Raw genomic sequence first — 19,823 nt, forward strand, 5'->3', positions numbered from 1 at the left:
ATAATTGGAAAAGAAATTTTAGGAAATGAGATGACGGCAATGAGAAAAAAATGGAAATATCGGCTCTGGATCCCGGTGGTGGCTCTGGGGCTCATGAACATACTGGCTATGAAACCTGCGAGAAAGGGAAGAGTCTCCATGGATGTGATCCAGGAGTATGACTACGCGCACCGGGGACTCTATAACGTGCGCGAGGGTATTGCGGAGAACACCCTTCCTGCTTTCCAGCGGGCGGTGGACAAAAACTGCGGTATCGAGCTGGATATCCATCTGACGAGAGACGGCGAGCTCGTGGTCTTTCACGATGACAACCTGGTCCGGGCCTGCGACAGCAGCCTCAAGGTGGATGAGAGCACTCTGAAAGAACTGCAAAGCCATACCCTTTTTGACACCGATCAGACGATGCCACTTTTCAGCGAGGTTCTGTCTCTGGTGGACGGAAAGGTTCCGCTCCTCATCGAGCTGAAAACGGACAATAACGTGATGAGTAAGCGCTATATGAAGGTCTGCCAGAAGCTGAAAGAGGAACTGGAGGGCTACAATGGCACCTATGCGATCCAGTCTTTCGATCCGAGAGTGCTCTGGTGGTTTCGCCAGAACTGCCCGGAGGTTCCCAGAGGCCAGCTCATGGAGCATTTCCGAAGACATGGCACGAAGGTGGTTCCGATTTATGATTTCTTTGCCAGCCATCTTTTGTTTAATTTTATCACCCAGCCGGATTTCATTTCCTATCAGTATATGGACAGGGATCGTCTGGCCTTTCGGGTCATCAAGGGCCTTTACGGCGTGCAGGAATTTTCCTGGACCGTCCGTGATGAGGAGCTGGCGGATTTCCTGAAAAAAGAGGGAAGTCTCGTGATCTTTGAGGGCTACAACAACAAACTGGACGAGGAAGAGTAAGCGTTAAAAAGGGATGCGTGAGTATGAAAAAAAGGAGAAAATTCTGTGGATTTCTGGCATTTCTGGTACTGCTGGCGGTGGCGCTGATTCCGGCGGGAAAAAGCCAGGCGGCGAAGCTGCCGGCCTTGAAGGTTAAGGGCACGAAGCTGATGAACTCCCGGGGAAGGACGGTGCAGCTGAAAGGCGTGAGCACCCACGGCCTTTCCTGGTATCCTCAGTATGTAAACCAGAAAGCCTTCACTTATATGAAGAAATACTGGAAGATCAACGCGGTGCGGTTGGCGCTTTACACGGCGGACTATAACGGGTATTGCAACAGTGATTATGCCAACCGGCTGAAACTTCTGAAGACCGTGGATCAGGGCATCAAAAGTGCCACCTTTGCCGGGCTTTATGTCATTGTGGACTGGCATATCTTAAGCGACGGAAATCCCCAGACCAACCAGAACCGGGCCATTTCCTTTTTCGCAAGAATGGCGAAGAAGTACAAGAACAACACGAACGTGATTTACGAGATCTGCAACGAGCCAAACGGTGGCACCTCCTGGAATACGATCCGTACTTATGCGGGAAAGGTCATCCGGACAATCCGGAAATATGACAAGAACGCTGTGATTCTCGTGGGTACGCCCAACTGGTCCCAGGATGTGGATGTGGCAGCAGAAAAGCCGTTAAAGGGCTACCAGAATATCATGTACACCCTTCATTTCTATGCGGGAACCCATGGTTCCTGGCTTCGGGACAAGGCCCAGAAGGCTCTCGATAAAGGCCTGCCCCTCTTTGTCTCCGAGTTTGGTATCTCCGATGCCTCCGGAAACGGAAACCTGAATAAGACCGAGGGAAATGCGTGGATCAGATTTCTGAATAAAAACAAGATCAGTTACCTGGGCTGGAGTCTTTGCAACAAGGCGGAAAGCTCCGCTCTCATCAAGAGTTCGGTAAGTAAGACCACAAACTGGACCAGTAAGGACCTCACGGACTGGGGACGCTGGCTGAAATCAAAATTTTAAATAAGCAATAAAAAAGGAACCCGCGATGAGGTTCCTTTTTTGCTGCGCTTTATTTCTGAAGCTCGCCTTTGAAGATCAGGTGTTTCATATTGAGGTCCTGATCGAGGAGAACGATGTTGGCTTTCTTGCCCGGGGTGATGCTGCCGTAGGTATCGTAGATGCCGATGGCCTTTGCGGTATTCACAGCGGCACATTTGACTGCGCTTCCCAGAGGAATGCCCATTTTCTTGACTGCGGTACGCATGCAGTCCATGAGGTTGGTGGCGCTTCCGGCGATGGTGCCGTCAGCCAGGGTAGCCAGGTTTCCGACTACTTTTACAGGCTGTCCACCCAGAGAATAGTCTCCGTCGGAAAGACCGGTTGCCATCATGCTGTCGCTGATGAGGCAGATGCGGTCGTCACCGAACATCTTGAAGGTGGTGCGTACGGTAGCCGGGTGGAGATGAACGCCGTCACAGATCAGCTCGACGCAGACATGGTCACTGTCGCAGGCTGCGCCGACAACGCCGGGAGCTCTGTGAGAGAAGGGCGGCATCGCGTTGTAGAGATGGGTGGCATGACGAGCGCCGCGGTCGTAAGCTTCCTTGGCGATATCATAGTCAGCCGTGGTGTGGGCGATGGAGATGCCTACCTCATCTTTCAGCTCGTCGATGAACTCCATGGAACCATCCTGCTCCGGAGCAATGTCACAGAGTTTGATGAGTCCGCCGGAGATCTCCTGGAGACGGCGGAACATGCCGACATCCGGGTTGTGGATGTAGATGCCGTTCTGAGCACCTTTTTTAGCCGGGGAGATAAAGGGACCCTCCATATTGATGCCGACCAGCTCAGCGCCGGTCTTGTTCTCAAAGGAAGCAGCAGCCTTCATGATGCCGGAGAGGATCTCCTCGCTGAAAGTCATCGTAGCGGGGCAGATGGTGGTGACACCCACGGAAAGTTCGTAGTCAGCCAGGGCCTGGATGGCCTCGGTGGTGCCGTCGCAGAAATCATTCCGCATGCAGCCGTGGAAATGGATATCAGTAAGCCCCGGGATCGCAATCAGGCCGTCGGCATCCAGCACGTCGCCGCTGCCGTTCTCGGCGATTTTGTCACCCTCGATGTAAATATCCTGTGTTTTAAAAGTTCCGTCTTCCTGGAAAACGGAAGCGTTCTTGATAATCATAGGTTTAAACTCCTTTTATCAGTCGATGTTTCCTTTTACTAGGGAAAGAGCAGCTTCGTCAGCTACGATGGTAACATCCGGATGGAACTGAAGGATGGAAGCGGGAACCTCCGGAGTAACCGGTCCCTCGATGGTCTTTGCAAGAGCGTCAGCCTTGTCTGCGCCGCTGGCTACCAGAAGCACTTTCTTGGCCTGCATGATGGTCTGGATACCCATGGTGTATGCCTGACGGGGAACGTCCTCCTCTTTCTCGAAGAAACGTTTGTTGGCGTCGATGGTGCTGGCGGTCAGATCTACGCAGTGAGTCTCCTTCGGGAAATGGTCGCAGGGCTCGTTGAAACCGATATGGCCGTTGCGTCCAAGCCCCAGCAGCTGAATGTCGATGCCGCCTGCAGCGTGGATGATCTCATTGTAAGCCTCGCAGGCTTTGTCAGAATCCGGCTCCAGTCCGTTGGGAACGTTGGTGTTTGCCTTGTCGATGTTGACATAGTCGAAAAGGTTATGATTCATGAAATAACGATAGCTCTGGTCGTTGTCACCGGAGAGGCCTTTGTACTCGTCGAGGTTGATGCTGTGAACCTTGGAGAAATCCAGATTGCCGTTCTCATAGGCAGCGATGAGGTTTTTGTAAAGGCCGATGGGGGTGGAACCGGTTGCCAGACCCAGGGTGCAGCTCGGATCCAGGGTGATAACGGAAGCCATGATGTTGGCTGCCTTTCTGCTCATATCGTCGTAATCTTTTGCTTTGATGATTCTCATAGTAATCTTCTCCTTTGGACTCTCGTTTTTGCTGTCTTTATTGTATACCATGGATGTAAAAAATGCAAACAAACTTGTGGACACTTTCGGACAAAAAATTTTCACTTTCGTATCGGAAAAGCCAGAAGAAATCCCAGGTAAAGTTTCGTGAAAAGTGTGAAAAAATCGGGTAAAACAGATAAAAAACAGCTGCCCGTTTTTCGCGGCGGACAGCTGTAAAGTGAAATGTTCACTAATGTTCACCCATCAGTGGTAGATGTGGTCGTTCTCATAGCGCGGCTCCATCGTGAGCTGGATGCCCAGACGCTTGAAGATCTTGATATCCACCTCGGAGAGCATCACGGAAGTGTGAGCCTGACAGCCGGAGAGCTTGGAGAGCTGTTCCAGAGCCTTGAGGGCTGCTTTGTCGGAAGCGGCTGTGGTGGAGAGGGCGATGAGCACCTCATCCGTGTGAAGTCTCGGGTTGTAACTGCCCAGATACTCGGTCTTGAGAAGCTGAATTGGTTCGATGGCAGCGGGGGAGATTACATGGTAATGACGGTCGATGCCGGCGAGCTCTTTTAAGGAGTTTAAGAGAACGGCGGAGAGAGCGCCCAGAAGATCGGAGGTTTTTCCGAGGATCATTTTTCCGTTGTCCAGCTCCAGAGCTGCTGCGGGGCCGCCGGTCTCCTCTGCGTAGGAGAGGGCTGCGTCAACGACTTTGCGGTCATGAACAGTGACGCCGGCCTGCTTCATGAGAAGTTCAAGCTTGAAGACCTCGGACTCAGAGCTTCTGCCGGTCTTTCTGGCGGCCATGGCGTTGTAGTAACGGCGGATGATCTCCTGGCGGGAAGCTTCCTGGCAGGCCTCATCGTCGATGATGCAGTTTCCGGCCATGTTTACGCCCATATCTGTCGGGGATTTGTAGGGGCTTTCGCCGTAAATCTGTGTAAAGATCTCGTTCAGTACGGGGAAAATTTCAACGTCACGGTTGTAGTTGACGGTAGTTTTTCCATAAGCTTCCAGGTGGAAGGGGTCGATCATGTTCACATCGTTCAGATCAGCGGTGGCTGCCTCGTAGGCCAGGTTCACCGGATGCTTGAGGGGGATGTTCCAGATCGGGAAGGTCTCAAATTTCGCATAACCGGCGGGGATGCCGCGTTTGTGCTCATGGTAGAGCTGAGAGAGGCAGGCGGCCATTTTTCCGCTGCCCGGTCCCGGGGCGGTGATGACAACCAAAGGACGGGTGGTCTCGATGTATTCGTTTTTGCCGTAGCCCTCGTCGCTGACGATGAGAGGGATGTTGCTGGGATAACCTTCGATATTGTAGAGGGTGTAGACCTTGATGCCCAGGTCATTCAGGCGCTGCTTGAAGGCGTCGGCTGCCCGCTGACCGGAATATTGGGTGATGGCTACGCTTCCTACATAGAGGCCGCGGTCCTTGAATACGTCGATGAGACGAAGCACATCGGTGGCGTAGGTGATGCCAAGATCACCACGGACTTTGTTTTTCTCAATGTCACCGGCACTGATCACGATGACGATCTCAGCCTGGTCAGAGAGCTGCATGAGCATGCGCAGCTTGCTGTCCGGCGCAAAACCGGGAAGAACACGGGAAGCATGATAATCGTCAAAAAGCTTTCCGCCGAACTCCATGTAAAGCTTGTTACCGAACTGATTGATCCGTTCACGGATATGTTCGGACTGCATTTTCAGATATTTGTCGTTGTCAAATCCAATTTTCATCTGTTATTCATTCCCATTCTTCTTTTACGAAATTTAGAGCCCAAAAAATTGACTCCATTATTTTTAGTATACACAAGGGCGCGGTATTTTTCCATAGTTTTTTACAAGAATTTTTTTCGCCAGGGCCGGGCGCATGCTATGCAGATGAGAGTGCCGGCAAATGTCAGGAGAACCCAGATCAGAAGAGTGGAGCTCCAACCAATCCGGTCGGAAAGGACGGCAATGCCATAGGTGGAAGTCGCACTTCCGATGTAGGTACAGGAGTTTAAAACTCCGGATACAGTGGATACATTTCCCTGCTTTTTGAAAAAAGGCGGGATCATACAAACCTGGATCAGGTTGACGCCGTGCATACAGCCAGTGAGAAGGGCGGAAAAGAAAACCGAAAAAGCGGCATTTTTTCCGGTGGAACAAAAAAGTGCCAGAGAGGACAGGGTCCCGGTGAAGAAGAAGACTCCCGCACAGGAAAGGGGGTTGGAAAACTTCCGGATATACAGAGTGGAAGCGGCCTGGATGCAGAGGAGACCGAAAAGAGGAAGCAGGACACCTGTGAGAATTGCAGCTGCGTGGCTCAGATGGTAGGTTTCGGAAATATAAGAGGGCATCCAGGTGGTGACCCATCCCGAAGCATTCCCTGGAGAACAATGGTGAGCATGATACATAGAAGCAGCGGACTTAAGAAAGAATTTTTCTGTGAACTGCCCTGGATGGAAGCGTTTTCTATGGAAATAACCGGTGCGTCCTCACAATATCGGTTCCAAACCAGAATCATGATGATTCCGCAGATGGCAGAAAAGAAAAAAACAGTCCGCCACCCACAGAAAGAGATCAGAGGCGGCCAGAGAAAGCTCTGGGCAAAGCCGTTGAAACACCAGACAACAAGCATCTGGTAAGGATTCCGACAGAACGGAATACAAAGGTTCATCAGGACAGTCAGGCTCAATCCGAGGAAAATGAGTTTTTTTGGAGAAATGTGGTCCCCCAGAACGCCGCTTACCAGCTGACCTGCGCCGTAGGTAATAAAACTTCCGGTGAGTGCCATGGAGAGCTGGCTTTTGGAAAAGCAGGGTAAGTGCGGAGGCTTTTGTTTTAAAAGGTGATAAATTCAAAATAAACTCTGTCCCTCCCAATCTTTGTCAGGCAGTGCGCCCAGGAGCTTGGCAATGGTCGGAGCCAGATCCTTGATGGAAGTGTTGGAAAGTGTACTTCCGGGAGTGAAATAAAGATGAAGGTCAAGAAAACAATTTGAAATCTGTCTATTGATTTCTGGAAGAACAATCTTTATAATGGAAGAGATTAGTTTTTAGGAGGGAAAAAATGAACCATAATCAAATACCTGGCGGAGACCCTGATCAGAGACCAGGCGATCAAAATAATAACCGGAATGGCAAGGGAACGAAGAACGGTCAGACCATTCTGATTTTTCTAGTGATTTCCCTGGTAGTGCTTCTTCTGGTAAATTTTATGAACGGGATACTCAAGGACTCCACGGAAAAGGAGATCACTTATAATCAGTTCATGAAGATGCTGGAAAACGGAGAAGTGGATAAGGTGATCATCCAGTCCAGCGAGATTGAGATCACACCGAAAAACCAGCCTTTCCCTGGGATGGAGCTGACCTATTATACAGGTGTGATGGCAGATGACAATCTGCAGCAGAAGCTGGAAGCAGCCGGTGTGGACTACACACAGGAGATCCCGGATGTGACGGGAGCGATCCTCTACAATATTTTAAGTCTGGTGATCCCTCTGGTCCTTGTATGGGTGGCATTTGGTTTCATCATGCGGAAAATGGCCGGCGGCGGAGGTGTCATGAATGTGGGAAAAAACAAAGCAAAGGTTTATTCCCAGAAGGAGACAGGCGTAACCTTCAAAGATGTGGCAGGACAGGATGAAGCGAAGGAATCTCTTCAGGAAGTGGTGGATTTTCTGGAAAATCCCGGAAAGTATACGACCATTGGAGCCAAGCTTCCCAAAGGAGCACTTCTTGTCGGGCCTCCGGGAACCGGTAAGACGCTTCTGGCGAAGGCGGTAGCCGGTGAGGCACATGTGCCTTTCTTTTCCATTTCCGGTTCTGATTTCGTGGAAATGTTTGTCGGTGTAGGTGCATCCCGTGTCCGCGAACTCTTTGATGAGGCGAAGAAAAATGCCCCGTGCATCATTTTTATCGATGAGATCGATGCGATTGGTAAAAGCCGTGACAGCCGGTACGGTGGTGGAAACGACGAACGGGAACAGACGCTGAATCAGCTTCTGGCAGAGATGGATGGCTTTGATACCTCCAGTGGGCTCCTGATCCTGGCGGCAACCAACCGTCCGGAGGTACTGGATTCCGCCCTTCTCCGCCCTGGCCGTTTTGACCGGAGAGTCATTGTAGATCGTCCGGATCTTAAGGGGCGTGTGGATATCCTCAAAGTGCATGCGAAGAATGTTCATCTGGATGAGACCGTTAATTTTGAAGAGATCGCACTTGCCACCAGCGGAGCTGTCGGTTCTGATCTGGCGAACATGATCAATGAGGCGGCAATTCTGGCAGTCAAGAAAGGCCGTAACCGGGTATCCCAGAAAGATCTTTTTGAGGCAGTGGAAGTGGTTCTCGTCGGTAAAGAGAAGAAAAACAAGATTCTGAGCCAGAAGGAACGGGAGATCGTTTCTTATCATGAAGTGGGACATGCACTTGTGAGTGCACTTCAGAAGCATTCCGAGCCGGTGCAGAAGATCACCATTGTTCCCAGGACCATGGGAGCACTTGGGTACGTTATGAATGTGCCGGAGGAAGAGAAATATTTAAGTTCCGAGGATGAGCTTCGTGCCCGTCTGGTGGAGTGTGTGGGTGGCCGTGCGGCAGAAGAGATCGTTTTTGATTCTGTGACCACAGGCGCTTCCAATGATATCGAGCAGGCGACAAAGATCGCCAGGGCCATGGTGACGCAGTATGGTATGTCAAAGAAATTCGGTCTTATGGGACTGGAGATCTCAGCAAACCAGTATCTGGATGACCGGACGGTCATGAACTGCAGTGATGTCACTGCCGCAGAGGTGGACGAGGAAGTGCGGAAGGTTCTTCAGGAGTCCTACGATGAGGCGAAACGTCTTCTGACGGAGCATCGGAAGGCACTGGATCAGATCGCAGAGTTCCTGATCAAAAAGGAAACCATTTCCGGTAAGGAATTTATGGAGATCTTTGATCAGGTGGAGAAAGAGGATCAGCCGGAGAGCGCGAGCGAGGCGGCAGAGGTCAAAGAGACTGAAACGAAGGCGGATGATTCCGAACCGGAGACTTCCGGGACAGAAGCGGAGACTGAGATTTCCAGGAACGTTCCGGCGCCGGAAACCATAGAAAATAAAGAAGATACAACCGTGTAAGACACAGTCGATTCCAAGGGCTGCCGTCTGGAGAGATCCTCCGGACCGGCGGCCTTTTCTGACAGGAGGACAGAGATGTTTGATATTCAGGAAGAACTGAAAAAGCTGCCGGGAAAGCCCGGCGTCTACATTATGCATGATGAGAAGGATGCCATTATCTATGTTGGAAAGGCCGTTTCTCTGAAAAACCGGGTGCGGCAGTATTTTCAGGCCAGCAGGAACAAGGGAGCCAAGATCGATCAGATGGTGACCAGGATTCGGCGTTTTGAGTATATTGTGACCGATTCGGAACTGGAAGCACTGGTTCTGGAGTGTAATCTGATCAAAGAGCATCGTCCGAAATACAATACCATGCTGAAAGATGACAAAACCTATCCGTTTATCAAAGTGACGGTACAGGAAGAGTATCCGCGGATCCTTTTTTCCAGATCCATGAACAAAGACAAGAGCCGGTATTTTGGACCTTATACCAGTGCCGGGGCCGTGAAGGATACGATCGAACTTCTGCGAAAGGTTTATAAGATCCGTTCCTGTCAGCGGAATCTGCCGCGGGATATCGGAAAAGAGAGACCTTGTCTGAATTATCATATCCATCAGTGCAAGGCTCCCTGTCAGGGATATATTTCAAAAGAAGAATACCGGAAAAATGTCAGTGAGGCGATGGATTTTCTGAACGGGAATTATGAACCCATCATGAAGCTTATCACGGAACGGATGAATGAAGCGGCAGAAAATCTGGAATTTGAGACGGCCATCGAGCAGCGGGAGCTCTTGAACAGCGTGAAACAGGTGGCCCAGAAGCAGAAAATCACAGTCAGCGACGGGGAGGACAAGGACATCATCGGCGTGGACATTCAGGATACGGATGCCGTCGTGCAGCTGTTTTTCGTCCGTGATGGAAGGATGATCGGAAGGGATCATTTTTTCCTCAGGGTAGCTCCGCAGGATACGGAACGGGATATTGTGGGAAGCTTTCTTACCCAGTTTTATGCGGGAACGCCTTTTATCCCGAGAGAGATCATGCTGCCCTGTGAGGTGGAGGATGAGCAGGTAGTCAGTGACTGGCTTTCTGCCAAGCGTGGCGGGAAAGTTTACCTCCGGGTGCCGAAAAAAGGAACCAAGGAAAAGCTTGTGGAACTGGCAGGGAAAAATGCGGCCATGATCCTGAGCCAGGATAAGGACCGGATGAAAAAAGAAGAAGGAAGGACCATAGGAGCCATGAAGGAAATCGCTGAATGGCTTCAGCTTCCGGAACTGACCAGGGTGGAAGCCTACGATATCTCCAATATCAGCGGTTTTGAGTCGGTTGGTTCCATGGTCGTTTATGAACGGGGGAAGCCAAAACGCAGCGATTACCGGAAATTTAAGATCCAGACGGTTCAGGGACCGGATGATTACGCCAGTATGGAAGAAGTGCTGACCCGGCGTTTTTCCCATGGACTGGATGAACAGGCGGAGATCAAAGAGGCGGCTCTAGAAAAAGAATTTGGAAAATTCAGCATTTTCCCGGATCTCATCATGATGGACGGCGGCAGAGGTCAGGTGAATGTGGCGCTGCGGGTTCTGGACAGGCTGAACCTGAAAATTCCGGTCTGCGGTATGGTAAAGGATGACAATCACCGGACCAGAGGACTCTATTTCCATAATGTGGAGATTCCCATTGATACAAACAGCGAGGGGTTCCGTTTGATCACACGGATCCAGGACGAAGCGCACCGGTTTGCGATCGAGTATCACCGGTCTCTTCGAAGCAAGGAACAGGTACATTCCATTCTGGATGATATCGAAGGCATCGGGCCAACCCGGAGAAAATCCCTCATGCGGACATTCCAGAGTCTGGAGGCAATCCGGGAAGCAGAGGTGGAAGAACTGAAAAAAGCCCCCTCCATGAATGAACAGAGCGCCCGGAGAGTATATGAATTTTTTCATAAAAAGTGTAAAGAAAACGAGGAATAATCCGTTGAACGTACCGGCAAATTATGGTAGACTGATGTCATGCAGAATTGCATGTGCCGCTTTGCGGCGAAGCAATTTCGTAGGCGGCATGACAGCGGAAAGCGTCGTGCCTGCGATCTGAAGAAAAGGAGAAAAGGCATGGGAAGTGTAGCATTATCAAAGATTGTCGAGCAGCTGGACTTGAAAAATGTGACGCCGGAAGTGGATATCGGCAAGATCCGCATCACATTGCCGGAGATCAACCGTCCGGCTCTGCAGCTGACAGGATATTTTGATCATTTTGATTCCAAACGTGTTCAGATCATCGGATATGTAGAGTACACCTATCTGGAGCACTTAAGCCGGGAGAGAAGGCTGGAAGTTTACGAGCAGTTTCTTTCCTATGATATGCCCTGTTTGATCTACACCACGAAGACCACGCCGGATGAGGATATGCTCCGGATGGCCATTGAGCGGAACATTCCTATTTTTACGGCACATAAGACCACCACATCTTTCATGGCAGAGATCATCCGCCGTCTGAATGTGGAGCTGGCTCCCTGTATTTCCATCCATGGCGTATTGGTGGATGTTTACGGCGAGGGTGTTCTGATCATGGGCGAGAGCGGCATTGGCAAGAGCGAGGCTGCTCTGGAGCTGATCAAGCGAGGCCACCGTCTCGTCAGCGATGACGTGGTGGAGATCCGCCGTGTCAGCGACGATACCCTGGTGGGAAGCGCGCCGGACATCACCCGGCATTTTATCGAGCTTCGCGGCATCGGCATCATCGACGTGAAGACCCTGTTCGGTGTCGAGAGCGTTAAGGACACTCAGTCCATTGATCTTGTCATCAAGATGGAAGAGTGGGATAAAAACAGAGAATACGACCGCATGGGTCTTGAGGAGGAGTACACGGAGTTCCTTGGAAACAAGGTAGTCTGCCATTCCCTGCCGATCCGTCCGGGCCGTAACCTGGCTGTCATCGTAGAATGTGCGGCTGTCAACCACCGTCAGAAGAAGATGGGCTACAACGCTGCCAAAGAGCTGTACAACCGTGTACAGGCATCTCTTACAAGAAAAAGAAATCCGGAGGAAGAATAAGATGAAAGAGTATTGTTTTGGTATTGATATCGGAGGAACAACGGTAAAATGTGGTCTTTTCAATGTAAAAGGCGACATTCTGGAGAAATGGGAGATCCCCACAAGAACGGAAAATAATGGCGTGAACATCCTTCCGGATGTGGCTGCCACTATCGATGCAAAGATCCAGGAAAAAGGCATCGCCCGCGACACGATCGCCGGTGTGGGCGTCGGCATCCCGGGACCGGTCAATGAGGAGGGTGCAGTCATCTGTGCCGTAAACCTTCACTGGGGTTATGTAGAGCTGGAAAAAGAACTGGAGAAGCTCACCGGCCTGACCGTAAAAGCTGGAAATGACGCCAATGTGGCAGCTCTCGGTGAAATGTGGAAGGGCGGCGGAGCCGGCTACCACAACGTTGTCATGGTAACCCTCGGAACCGGTGTCGGCGGCGGAATCATCGTCAATGGAAAGATCGTGACCGGAACCCACGGTGCAGGCGGAGAGATCGGCCATGTGCATGTGGAGGATGACGAGCACGAGTCCTGTAACTGTGGAAATCAGGGCTGCCTGGAGCAGTACGCCAGCGCTACCGGCATTGTCCGTCTGGCAAACCGTATGCTGGCTGCCACCGACAAACCCTCCGTACTGAGAAACGAGGAAGTGACTGCAAAATCCGTTTTCGACGCTGTAAAAGCAGGCGACGAGCTGGCTATGGAAGTTGCCGAGAAATTCGGTAAATATCTGGGAACCGCTCTGGCTGTTGTTGCCGGCGTGGTAGACCCCGAGGTTTACGTTATTGGCGGCGGCGTTTCCAAGGCTGGTAAGATCATTCTCGACTATATAGAGAAATATTACAAGAAATATGTCTTCCAGGGCAGCCGCGACTGTGCCTTCGCACTGGCTGAGCTGGGCAACGACGCAGGTATCTGCGGAGCTGCAAAACTGGTATTGGGCTAAATAGGTTATGAGTTTCAGGCAGGGTCTTCTTTGCAGGACCCTGCTTTTATATTATAGGTATCTGATGAAAAATAGCTGGTTTTGTATTTTACAAATCCAATAGAAAGATGTTGGGGTCAAAAGGTATTTTGCCCCCAACTGATGCCTACGAATTGCTCCGCTGCAAGGCAGCTCACGCAAGGTCTACGCTCCGCTTCGGTCGGTGCTAAACGTGTGCCACTGGCACACAGCACCTACAAACATTCGAAATCCGCTGATTTACTGCGTAAATCGCTACTTTCTCATGTTTGGCGGGTCCCAAGTTCAAAAGCCTTATCGTGCAAGCACGAACGGCTTTTTGAGCTTTTGACCCTGGCATCATAGAAATGGAGCATTAAATTATGGATATGAAAAAAAGAAGAGACATGCAGCTTTTGTATGTTGCTGACGAAGCGATTATGGAAGAACAGAGTGTTTGCAGAAAGAAATTGCAGAAACTTAACTTTATGGATCGCTCCGATTTTGATGGAGTAGCAGAAACCGTAAAGGATCTTTTTGGCAAGACAGGAAAAGACTGCACGGTCAATCCTCCGTTTTACTGTGACTATGGCTCTCATATTGAGGTGGGCGAGAATTTTTTTGCAAACTATAACTGCCTGACTAAAACTTCCCACACCGATATGGTGTGGGAAGTTTTAGTCAGGTGATATATAGTTTCTGCGTTGATCTGTTCGCAAATACGCATGTGTACAGCATTCATGTGTGGGTAAATGCGCTGATTATGCTATTGGGAGTCCTGCTTTTTGCAGTTGGAACCGGATTTTATGCAGCTGCTTCACTGGGACGCGGTTCCTATGAGGCCTTAACCTTTTCACTTGCGGAAAAGAACGGCTGGCAGGTAAAAACAGTACGGATGATACTGGATCTTGTGATGGTGGTTGCCGGAGTTCTGTTAGGCGGAAAGTTCGGCGTATGTACGATTGTAACCATTCTTATTTCAGGACCAATGATCCAATTTACAGCAGTAAAAGCAAAAAAGTTATTTAAAATATAGAACCAATAGGGACGGAGATAAAGGCTTTTTCATTCTCCCTGCTGGTCAGGCATATATTGGAATGAATGCTGCATCAGGCGGTAAGTTATGAACGATCAAAAGCTTGAAAATCTCCTGAATCTGGCGCTGGATGCCACGTCGGAGGAGCTGGAGCGCTCGGAGCGGCTCTCGGAAGGCTACGACCGGGCGGATAATACCTGGGATCTCATCATCAAATACAATGGAGATCTCACAGAGCTGGAGCGGGAAGGGGCGGTATTCACCCCGCTGGTCAATGAATACGCTATTGTGACGATCCGTCAGGAGCTGATTCCCTGGCTGGCGGCTCAGGTACAGGTGGAATATATTGAAAAACCAAAGAGGCTGTCCTTCACTGTTAATCAGGGAAGGGCAGCCTCCTGTATTAACGGGCTTTCAAGAGCTCCTCTGGGACTAAGTGGAAAAGGTGTACTGCTGGCAATCATCGACAGCGGCATTGACTATACTCATCCGGATTTTCGGAATGCTGACGGAAGTACCCGGCTTCTGGCTCTGTGGGATCAGACGGCAGAAGGAACGCCGCCAAAAGGCTATCGGATCGGAAGTGAATTTACCCAGGAAGAGTTAAATCAGTCTCTACGGGAAAATCAGGTCCTGAGCCGGGATCTTTCCGGTCACGGAACCGCAGTCGCGGGGATTGCGGCCGGAAATGGAAGGGCTTCCAGTGGAAGATATCGGGGCGTGGCGCCGGAGAGCGAGCTTCTGGTAGTGAAACTGGGGATTCCCAGACCGGATTCTTTTCCGAGGACAACAGAACTGATGCAGGGCGTGGATTATGCGGTCCGGAAAGCTCTGGAGCTATCCATGCCGCTGGTGATCAATTTAAGCTTTGGGAATGGATATGGGTCCCATGACGGAACCTCCCTTCTTGAAACTTTCCTGGATGACATTTCCGCTTACGGCAGAAGTTCTATTGTGGCAGGAACCGGAAATGAAGGGGATGCCGGCGGTCATACGGGCGGCTGGCTGACGGAAGGAGAAGAAAAAACACTGGAACTGGCGATTGGAGAGTACGAAACGGGGACAAATATCCAGCTCTGGAAGTCCTATGTGGATAACTTTTCTGTCTCGTTGATCGCACCGGAAGGTGTGGCCATTGGCCCTTTCCAGGAAAATATGGGAAGTCAGCGATATCGGGCCAGTGGAACGGAGCTTCTGATCTATTACGGAGAACCAAGCCCATACAGCTTGGTTCAGGAGATTTATATGGATTTTCTGCCTGTAGAAAAATACATTGACAGCGGCATCTGGAAAATCCGCCTGACACCGGAAAAAATCACAGAAGGCCGTTATGACCTCTGGCTTCCAGCCCGGGAGGAACGGAACCAGGACACCTATTTTTACCGGCCAGATCCGGACACAACCCTGACGATTCCCTCCACCGCCGGGAAAGTGATCTCTGTGGGAGCCTATGATTCCCGGCTGATGACCTACGCTTCCTTTTCCGGGCGGGGCTATACGAGGGATGGGCGTAACATCAAACCGGACCTCTCAGCCCCTGGTGTTAACATCATGACCACAGCCCCCGGCGGAGGCTACGCCCCCCGGACCGGCACTTCCTTTGCCACGCCTTTTGTCTCTGGCTCAGCCGCCCTCCTCATGCAGTGGGGGCTGATTGATGGCCGCGATCCCTACCTCTACGGCTCCAAACTCAAAGCCTATCTCCTCAAAGGCGCCCGTCCCATTCCCGCTGTCAAAACTTACCCGGATCAGCGATTGGGGTATGGAGTGCTTTGTGCGGAGGAGAGTCTTCCTGGGAGGTGAAAGTTACAGAAAAGATTGATGAAAACGACGCCACCTGTTTGGGAAGTGCCGTTGATTTCTACTGGTTCTTAGTATTTGAAAGTTTTAATTTTCTCCTTTTCCTTAGAAATAGAAAAACGACACAAAATATGCCGCAGCTATCAGACAGGGGCTGCGACGATATTTAATGTCGTTTTTTATTTCCATTTATGTAATTTTTCTCAATGTCAGCCAGTATAACATATTTCTTTTTCAAATGTAAGCTCATTTTTTAACTAACATTTATCCCCGATATGTTATACTGGAAAAAAAGCGAAAGGGAATGAGATTCCGGGAGGAGAAGAGATGAAAAACGCACCAGCTTATATAAAAATTTACAACCGATTAAAAAACGAGATCCAGAAAGGAACCTATCCGGTGGGAGGTTTTCTGCCGAAGGAATATGAACTGGAGGAAATCTATCAGGTAAGCCGGACGACGATAAGGAACGCGGTCAAAATTCTGGCGAAAGAGGGGATGGTGGAAGTTCGTCAGGGGCGTGGAACCAGAGTGCTGGATCACAAGGCCATCCAGAATTACAATAAGGTCACGTCCGTGACGGAGGCTCTGAGGAAAAAAGGTTATGAAGTGACCACCGGAGATATGCTGATCGATGTGATCGAGGCGGATAAACAGACGGCAAATGAACTGGAAATTCCGGAAGGCACCAGGGTGGCAAGGATTCAGCGGCTGCAGCTGGCGGACGGAGAGCCGGTGACACTGATGGAAAACTATATCGAGTACAAACGGGTTCCGAAAATCGAGGAATTTCAGAATGAGTTTGTAGCGCTGTATCAGTTCCTGGAGGAAAAATACGGGCTCCAGATCGATGGAACCAGAGACCGGATCTCAGCGAAAACAGCGACCTTTATGGAGGCGCAGGTCCTGAAAACAGAGCCGAAGGATGCGCTTCTGGTGGTACACCGCATCACTTATTATCAGGACAAACCGGTGAGCATCGACCATGTACGGATCATCGGAAGAAAATATGAGATTGAAATCTCAGGAAAAGGACGGAGTAAATGACGGATGAAGTGGAAAGAATAAAACTGGCAGGACAGATCGACATCAGCTGTGTGCAGGCCTTTCATACGCTGAAAGAGATCGACGAGATGATAGAAATCGCGAAAAAATACGGGTTTGCCGCGGTTTTTACTCTGCCTGCATTCAGCGCTCATGTGGCGGAACGGCTGAGAGACTGTAGGGAGATTCATACGGGCGGCGTGGTGAGCTTTCCCGGAGGCGGAGATACCATAGAGCAGAAAAAGAGACAGGCAAAAGAACTCTGGGAGACAGGCTGCGAGGAAGTGGATATGGTCATGAACCTTACAGCGCTTAAAAGCCAGGAGTTTTCTTATATAAAGGAAGAACTGACTGCTGTGAGGGAAGCCATTCCGGCGGCCATTCTCAAAGTAATCATAGAAGCGCCGCATCTGACGGAAGCGGAGATCCGCCAGGCAGTGGAACTGTGCATAGAAGCCAGAGCGGATTATGCGAAGACCAGCACCGGCTGGTATCCGGAATATCCTTCCACCGTGGAGCAGGTACGGATCATGAGTGAAGCGGCAAAAGGAAGAATCCGGATCAAAGCGGCCGGAGGTGTCCGCACCCTCGTGACGATCCGGGAGATGCAGAGAGTCGGCTGCAGTCGTTTCGGCCTTGGAATGAAGTCGGCTGAAACTCTTATGGAAAGATGGATGTAACGATTCGGCAGCCACTGTTCCACAAGACATTAAAAAGTTATGTATTGATAACCTATTATGCAGGATAGCCAAAAAGGTCATGAAAAAATTAGATATTTTTCCACAACCTTTTTGTTGAAATAAACACCTATTAGTGATATATTGTGAAGTACAGGAAATGACAATTTATTAACAATCTGAAAGGAGAACTGAATATGAAAGGTTATGCAATGCTGAAAATTGGTGAGTCTGCATGGATTGAAAAAGAGCGTCCGAAATGCGGACCGCTGGATGCGATCTGCCGTCCGCTGGCAGTGGCAATCTGTACTTCTGATGTTCATACGTTATGGGAAGGCGCTATCGGCGACCGTCACAACATGATCCTGGGCCATGAGTGCTGTGCAGAGGTTGTGGAAGTCGGAGAGCTGGTAAAAGACTTTCAGCCCGGCGACCGCGTTCTGGTTCCGGCAATCACTCCGGACTGGAATTCCCTCGAGGCACAGGCCGGTTACTCCATGCACTCCGGCGGAATGCTCGCAGGCTGGAAATTCTCCAACTTCAAAGACGGCGTATTTTCCGATTATTTCCATGTAAATGATGCAGACGGAAACCTGGCTCTGCTTCCGGAGAATATCAATGTGGTAGACGCCTGCATGCTTTCCGATATGGTTCCCACCGGTTTCCATGGTGTAGAGCTGGCAGATGTGCAGTTCGGCGACACGGTTCTCGTGATCGGAATCGGCCCGGTAGGCCTGATGTCCGTAGCAGGCGCCAACATGCGCGGAGCAGCCAGAATCATCGCTGTAGGAAGCAGACCGGTCTGCGTGGAAGCTGCCAGAAAATACGGCGCAACGGATTTCGTAAACTACAAAAACGGCCCGATTTTCCAGCAGGTTCTGGATATGACCGATGGAAAAGGTGTGGATAAGGTCATCATCGCAGGCGGCGGTGTGGAGACCTTTGCCGAGGCAGTGAAATGCCTGAAACCGGGCGGAAAGATCGGTAATGTCAACTATCTTGGTTCCGGCGACAACATCGATATTCCGCGTGTGGAATGGGGCGTAGGCATGGGCCACAAACAGATCAATGGCGGTCTGATGCCCGGCGGCCGTCTCCGCATGGAGAAGCTGGGCGCTCTGGTTTCCGCAGGAAAACTGGATGTCAGCCCTCTGTGTACTCATGTTTTTGAAGGCTGGGAGCATCTGGAAAAAGCTCTTTTCCTTATGAGAGACAAACCCAGGGATCTGATCAAACCGATCGTTAAGATTGCGGACTGATATGAAGATCCTGATCGTATCCGGTTTTTTAGGCGCGGGAAAAACGACATTTATCAGGCGGCTCTCCCGGAATATCGGAAAAAGGTTTGTAATCCTTGAGAATGAATATGGGGCGGCCGGGATCGACGGAGCGCGTCTTGGTAAAGATGTGGCGGAAGAAGGAAATATCTGGGAAATGACGGAGCAGTGTATCTGCTGCTCCGGAAAAAAGGATTTTGCCTCTTCTGTCCTCACGATCGCCAACGCGGTGGATCCGGAATATCTCATCGTGGAACCTACGGGAGTAGGAAGGCTCAGCAAAATCATAGAGAATCTGAAACAGATCGAATATGAGAGGATCCGGCTTCTGTCACCCGTGACCATTGTGGATATCTATAGCTTTGGCCGCTATCTGGAGGAGTATCCGGAACTTTATAAGGATCAGATCGCCAGTGCGGGTACGGTCATCGTTTCCAAGACGGAGCAGTCCGGTGTGGAAGAAAAAGAAAGGATCCGAAAATTTATTGAAAAGATAAATCCTTCTGCCCAAATTATTACGAATCCCTATGCATCCATGGCCCGGGAAGAATTTGAAAATTTTCTGAAAGAAGAATGGGGCGGTGGGAAAATACAGAAAGCGGAAACGGAAGAGAAGCTTCCAGATGTATTTTCCCTGGAGACGGTTTCCATGGAAACCCCTGAAAAGCTGCTCTGCTTTCTGGAGGATATGGTTCGTGGAAAATATGGAAACATCATCAGAGCCAAAGGGCAGCTTCAAGCAGGCACGGATTTCCTCAGGTTCGATGTGGCGGACTCGCGCTACAGCGTTACCGGAGCGGAGGAGAAAACGGCCGGAAAAGCAGTCTTTATTGGGGAACTGATAAAAAGAGAAGACATCGAAGAAAATTTCAAAAAGGAAGCCCGGGGCAGAAAAATGAAATATATGGCCCGAAAGGCTCCGTGACAAAATGGCATGAAACAGCGAAAGAATCTGTTTCGTGCCATTTTTTCTTGACAGTCTTATATAGTTGTACTATCATCTAACTGGTTGTAGGTACAACTAGTACAGTGAATATTAAGTAACCGCCATATTGACTTGTCTGATTTTTCATCTGCTGCGTTGTCGTCAATCGACG

18 protein-coding genes are annotated in these 19,823 nt (G+C 50.3%); 13 read left to right on the plus strand and 5 right to left on the minus strand.

The features are described from left to right. The first annotated feature begins 39 nt into the window (after positions 1-39). Positions 40-900, plus strand: coding sequence for a glycerophosphodiester phosphodiesterase family protein (locus LKD71_RS15015; RefSeq protein WP_227616058.1), 861 nt, complete (start codon positions 40-42; stop codon positions 898-900). 23 nt (positions 901-923) lie between these two features. After that, positions 924-1,910 (plus strand): glycoside hydrolase family 5 protein, encoded by a 987-nt coding sequence (locus tag LKD71_RS15020; protein ID WP_227616059.1) that lies wholly within the window; start codon positions 924-926, stop codon positions 1,908-1,910. 49 nt (positions 1,911-1,959) lie between these two features. Here the strand turns inward: LKD71_RS15020 and nagA are convergent, their stop codons facing one another. The 5 genes from nagA to LKD71_RS18730 all read right to left on the minus strand — a co-directional run bounded on the left by nagA (position 1,960) and on the right by LKD71_RS18730 (position 6,598). Continuing rightward, positions 1,960-3,072, minus strand: coding sequence for an N-acetylglucosamine-6-phosphate deacetylase (gene nagA / locus LKD71_RS15025; RefSeq protein WP_227616060.1), 1,113 nt, complete (start codon positions 3,070-3,072; stop codon positions 1,960-1,962). A gap of 18 nt (positions 3,073-3,090) precedes the next feature. Then, a complete protein-coding gene (gene nagB, locus LKD71_RS15030; protein ID WP_227616061.1) occupies positions 3,091-3,831 on the minus strand; it encodes a glucosamine-6-phosphate deaminase in 741 nt (246 codons plus the stop codon). 246 nt (positions 3,832-4,077) lie between these two features. Beyond that, positions 4,078-5,556 carry a DUF1846 domain-containing protein gene (locus tag LKD71_RS15035; protein WP_178045754.1) on the minus strand — a complete coding sequence of 493 codons (1,479 nt, stop codon included), beginning with the start codon at positions 5,554-5,556 and terminating at the stop codon, positions 4,078-4,080. A 101-nt stretch (positions 5,557-5,657) separates the two neighbouring features. After that, positions 5,658-6,161, minus strand: a complete 504-nt coding sequence (locus LKD71_RS15040; protein ID WP_227616062.1) for an MFS transporter — start codon at positions 6,159-6,161, stop codon at positions 5,658-5,660. After that, positions 6,128-6,598: an MFS transporter gene (locus LKD71_RS18730; RefSeq protein WP_408611018.1), complete on the minus strand. Its 471-nt coding sequence runs from the start codon at positions 6,596-6,598 to the stop codon at positions 6,128-6,130. The genes LKD71_RS15040 and LKD71_RS18730 overlap by 34 nt, the downstream gene beginning before the upstream one ends. A 275-nt stretch (positions 6,599-6,873) precedes the next feature. On the opposite strand from LKD71_RS18730, the gene ftsH reads away from it, so the two are divergent. From ftsH to LKD71_RS15100, 11 genes are all read left to right on the plus strand, one after another. Continuing rightward, entirely contained in the window at positions 6,874-8,922 is a 2,049-nt protein-coding gene (ftsH, locus tag LKD71_RS15050; RefSeq protein WP_227616063.1) for an ATP-dependent zinc metalloprotease FtsH, read from the plus strand. Positions 8,923-8,997: 75 nt separating this feature from the next. After that, positions 8,998-10,878, plus strand: a complete 1,881-nt coding sequence (gene uvrC, locus LKD71_RS15055; protein ID WP_227616064.1) for an excinuclease ABC subunit UvrC — start codon at positions 8,998-9,000, stop codon at positions 10,876-10,878. A gap of 138 nt (positions 10,879-11,016) precedes the next feature. After that, positions 11,017-11,958 (plus strand): HPr(Ser) kinase/phosphatase, encoded by a 942-nt coding sequence (gene hprK, locus LKD71_RS15060; protein ID WP_227616065.1) that lies wholly within the window; start codon positions 11,017-11,019, stop codon positions 11,956-11,958. Between the two features lies 1 nt (position 11,959). Next, positions 11,960-12,895: an ROK family glucokinase gene (locus LKD71_RS15065; RefSeq protein ID WP_227616066.1), complete on the plus strand. Its 936-nt coding sequence runs from the start codon at positions 11,960-11,962 to the stop codon at positions 12,893-12,895. 380 nt (positions 12,896-13,275) lie between these two features. Next, complete coding sequence (locus tag LKD71_RS15070; protein ID WP_227616067.1) at positions 13,276-13,581, plus strand: LbetaH domain-containing protein; 306 nt, start codon at positions 13,276-13,278, stop codon at positions 13,579-13,581. Further along, on the plus strand, positions 13,578-13,928 hold the full coding sequence (locus LKD71_RS15075) for a hypothetical protein (RefSeq protein WP_331466482.1): 351 nt from the start codon (positions 13,578-13,580) through the stop codon (positions 13,926-13,928). Before LKD71_RS15070 ends, LKD71_RS15075 begins: the two co-directional genes overlap by 4 nt. 87 nt (positions 13,929-14,015) lie before the next feature. Continuing rightward, complete coding sequence (locus LKD71_RS15080) at positions 14,016-15,731, plus strand: S8 family peptidase (RefSeq protein WP_227616068.1); 1,716 nt, start codon at positions 14,016-14,018, stop codon at positions 15,729-15,731. Between the two features lie 324 nt (positions 15,732-16,055). After that, on the plus strand, positions 16,056-16,775 hold the full coding sequence (locus LKD71_RS15085) for a GntR family transcriptional regulator (RefSeq protein ID WP_227616069.1): 720 nt from the start codon (positions 16,056-16,058) through the stop codon (positions 16,773-16,775). After that, positions 16,772-17,452 (plus strand): deoxyribose-phosphate aldolase, encoded by a 681-nt coding sequence (gene deoC, locus LKD71_RS15090; RefSeq protein ID WP_227616070.1) that lies wholly within the window; start codon positions 16,772-16,774, stop codon positions 17,450-17,452. The genes LKD71_RS15085 and deoC overlap by 4 nt, the downstream gene beginning before the upstream one ends. A 194-nt stretch (positions 17,453-17,646) precedes the next feature. Then, positions 17,647-18,708 carry an NAD(P)-dependent alcohol dehydrogenase gene (locus tag LKD71_RS15095; protein ID WP_227616071.1) on the plus strand — a complete coding sequence of 354 codons (1,062 nt, stop codon included), beginning with the start codon at positions 17,647-17,649 and terminating at the stop codon, positions 18,706-18,708. Position 18,709: 1 nt separating this feature from the next. After that, positions 18,710-19,651 (plus strand): GTP-binding protein, encoded by a 942-nt coding sequence (locus LKD71_RS15100; protein ID WP_227616072.1) that lies wholly within the window; start codon positions 18,710-18,712, stop codon positions 19,649-19,651. The last annotated feature ends 172 nt before the right edge of the window (positions 19,652-19,823 follow it).

The sequence above is a fragment of the Fusicatenibacter faecihominis genome (assembly GCF_020686945.1).
In the GTDB taxonomy this organism is placed as follows: domain Bacteria; phylum Bacillota; class Clostridia; order Lachnospirales; family Lachnospiraceae; genus Limivivens; species Limivivens faecihominis.

Excerpts from the sequence above, each read along its gene's own strand:
- LKD71_RS15015 (WP_227616058.1), top strand. The coding sequence starts at position 40 with ATGAGAAAAAAATGGAAATATCGGCTCTGGATCCCGGTGGTGGCTCTG.
- LKD71_RS15020 (WP_227616059.1), top strand. The coding sequence starts at position 924 with ATGAAAAAAAGGAGAAAATTCTGTGGATTTCTGGCATTTCTGGTACTG.
- nagA (WP_227616060.1), bottom strand. The coding sequence starts at position 3,072 with ATGATTATCAAGAACGCTTCCGTTTTCCAGGAAGACGGAACTTTTAAA.
- nagB (WP_227616061.1), bottom strand. The coding sequence starts at position 3,831 with ATGAGAATCATCAAAGCAAAAGATTACGACGATATGAGCAGAAAGGCA.
- LKD71_RS15035 (WP_178045754.1), bottom strand. The coding sequence starts at position 5,556 with ATGAAAATTGGATTTGACAACGACAAATATCTGAAAATGCAGTCCGAA.
- LKD71_RS15040 (WP_227616062.1), bottom strand. The coding sequence starts at position 6,161 with ATGCCCTCTTATATTTCCGAAACCTACCATCTGAGCCACGCAGCTGCA.
- LKD71_RS18730 (WP_408611018.1), bottom strand. The coding sequence starts at position 6,598 with ATGGCACTCACCGGAAGTTTTATTACCTACGGCGCAGGTCAGCTGGTA.
- ftsH (WP_227616063.1), top strand. The coding sequence starts at position 6,874 with ATGAACCATAATCAAATACCTGGCGGAGACCCTGATCAGAGACCAGGC.
- uvrC (WP_227616064.1), top strand. The coding sequence starts at position 8,998 with ATGTTTGATATTCAGGAAGAACTGAAAAAGCTGCCGGGAAAGCCCGGC.
- hprK (WP_227616065.1), top strand. The coding sequence starts at position 11,017 with ATGGGAAGTGTAGCATTATCAAAGATTGTCGAGCAGCTGGACTTGAAA.
- LKD71_RS15065 (WP_227616066.1), top strand. The coding sequence starts at position 11,960 with ATGAAAGAGTATTGTTTTGGTATTGATATCGGAGGAACAACGGTAAAA.
- LKD71_RS15070 (WP_227616067.1), top strand. The coding sequence starts at position 13,276 with ATGGATATGAAAAAAAGAAGAGACATGCAGCTTTTGTATGTTGCTGAC.
- LKD71_RS15080 (WP_227616068.1), top strand. The coding sequence starts at position 14,016 with ATGAACGATCAAAAGCTTGAAAATCTCCTGAATCTGGCGCTGGATGCC.
- LKD71_RS15085 (WP_227616069.1), top strand. The coding sequence starts at position 16,056 with ATGAAAAACGCACCAGCTTATATAAAAATTTACAACCGATTAAAAAAC.
- deoC (WP_227616070.1), top strand. The coding sequence starts at position 16,772 with ATGACGGATGAAGTGGAAAGAATAAAACTGGCAGGACAGATCGACATC.
- LKD71_RS15095 (WP_227616071.1), top strand. The coding sequence starts at position 17,647 with ATGAAAGGTTATGCAATGCTGAAAATTGGTGAGTCTGCATGGATTGAA.
- LKD71_RS15100 (WP_227616072.1), top strand. The coding sequence starts at position 18,710 with ATGAAGATCCTGATCGTATCCGGTTTTTTAGGCGCGGGAAAAACGACA.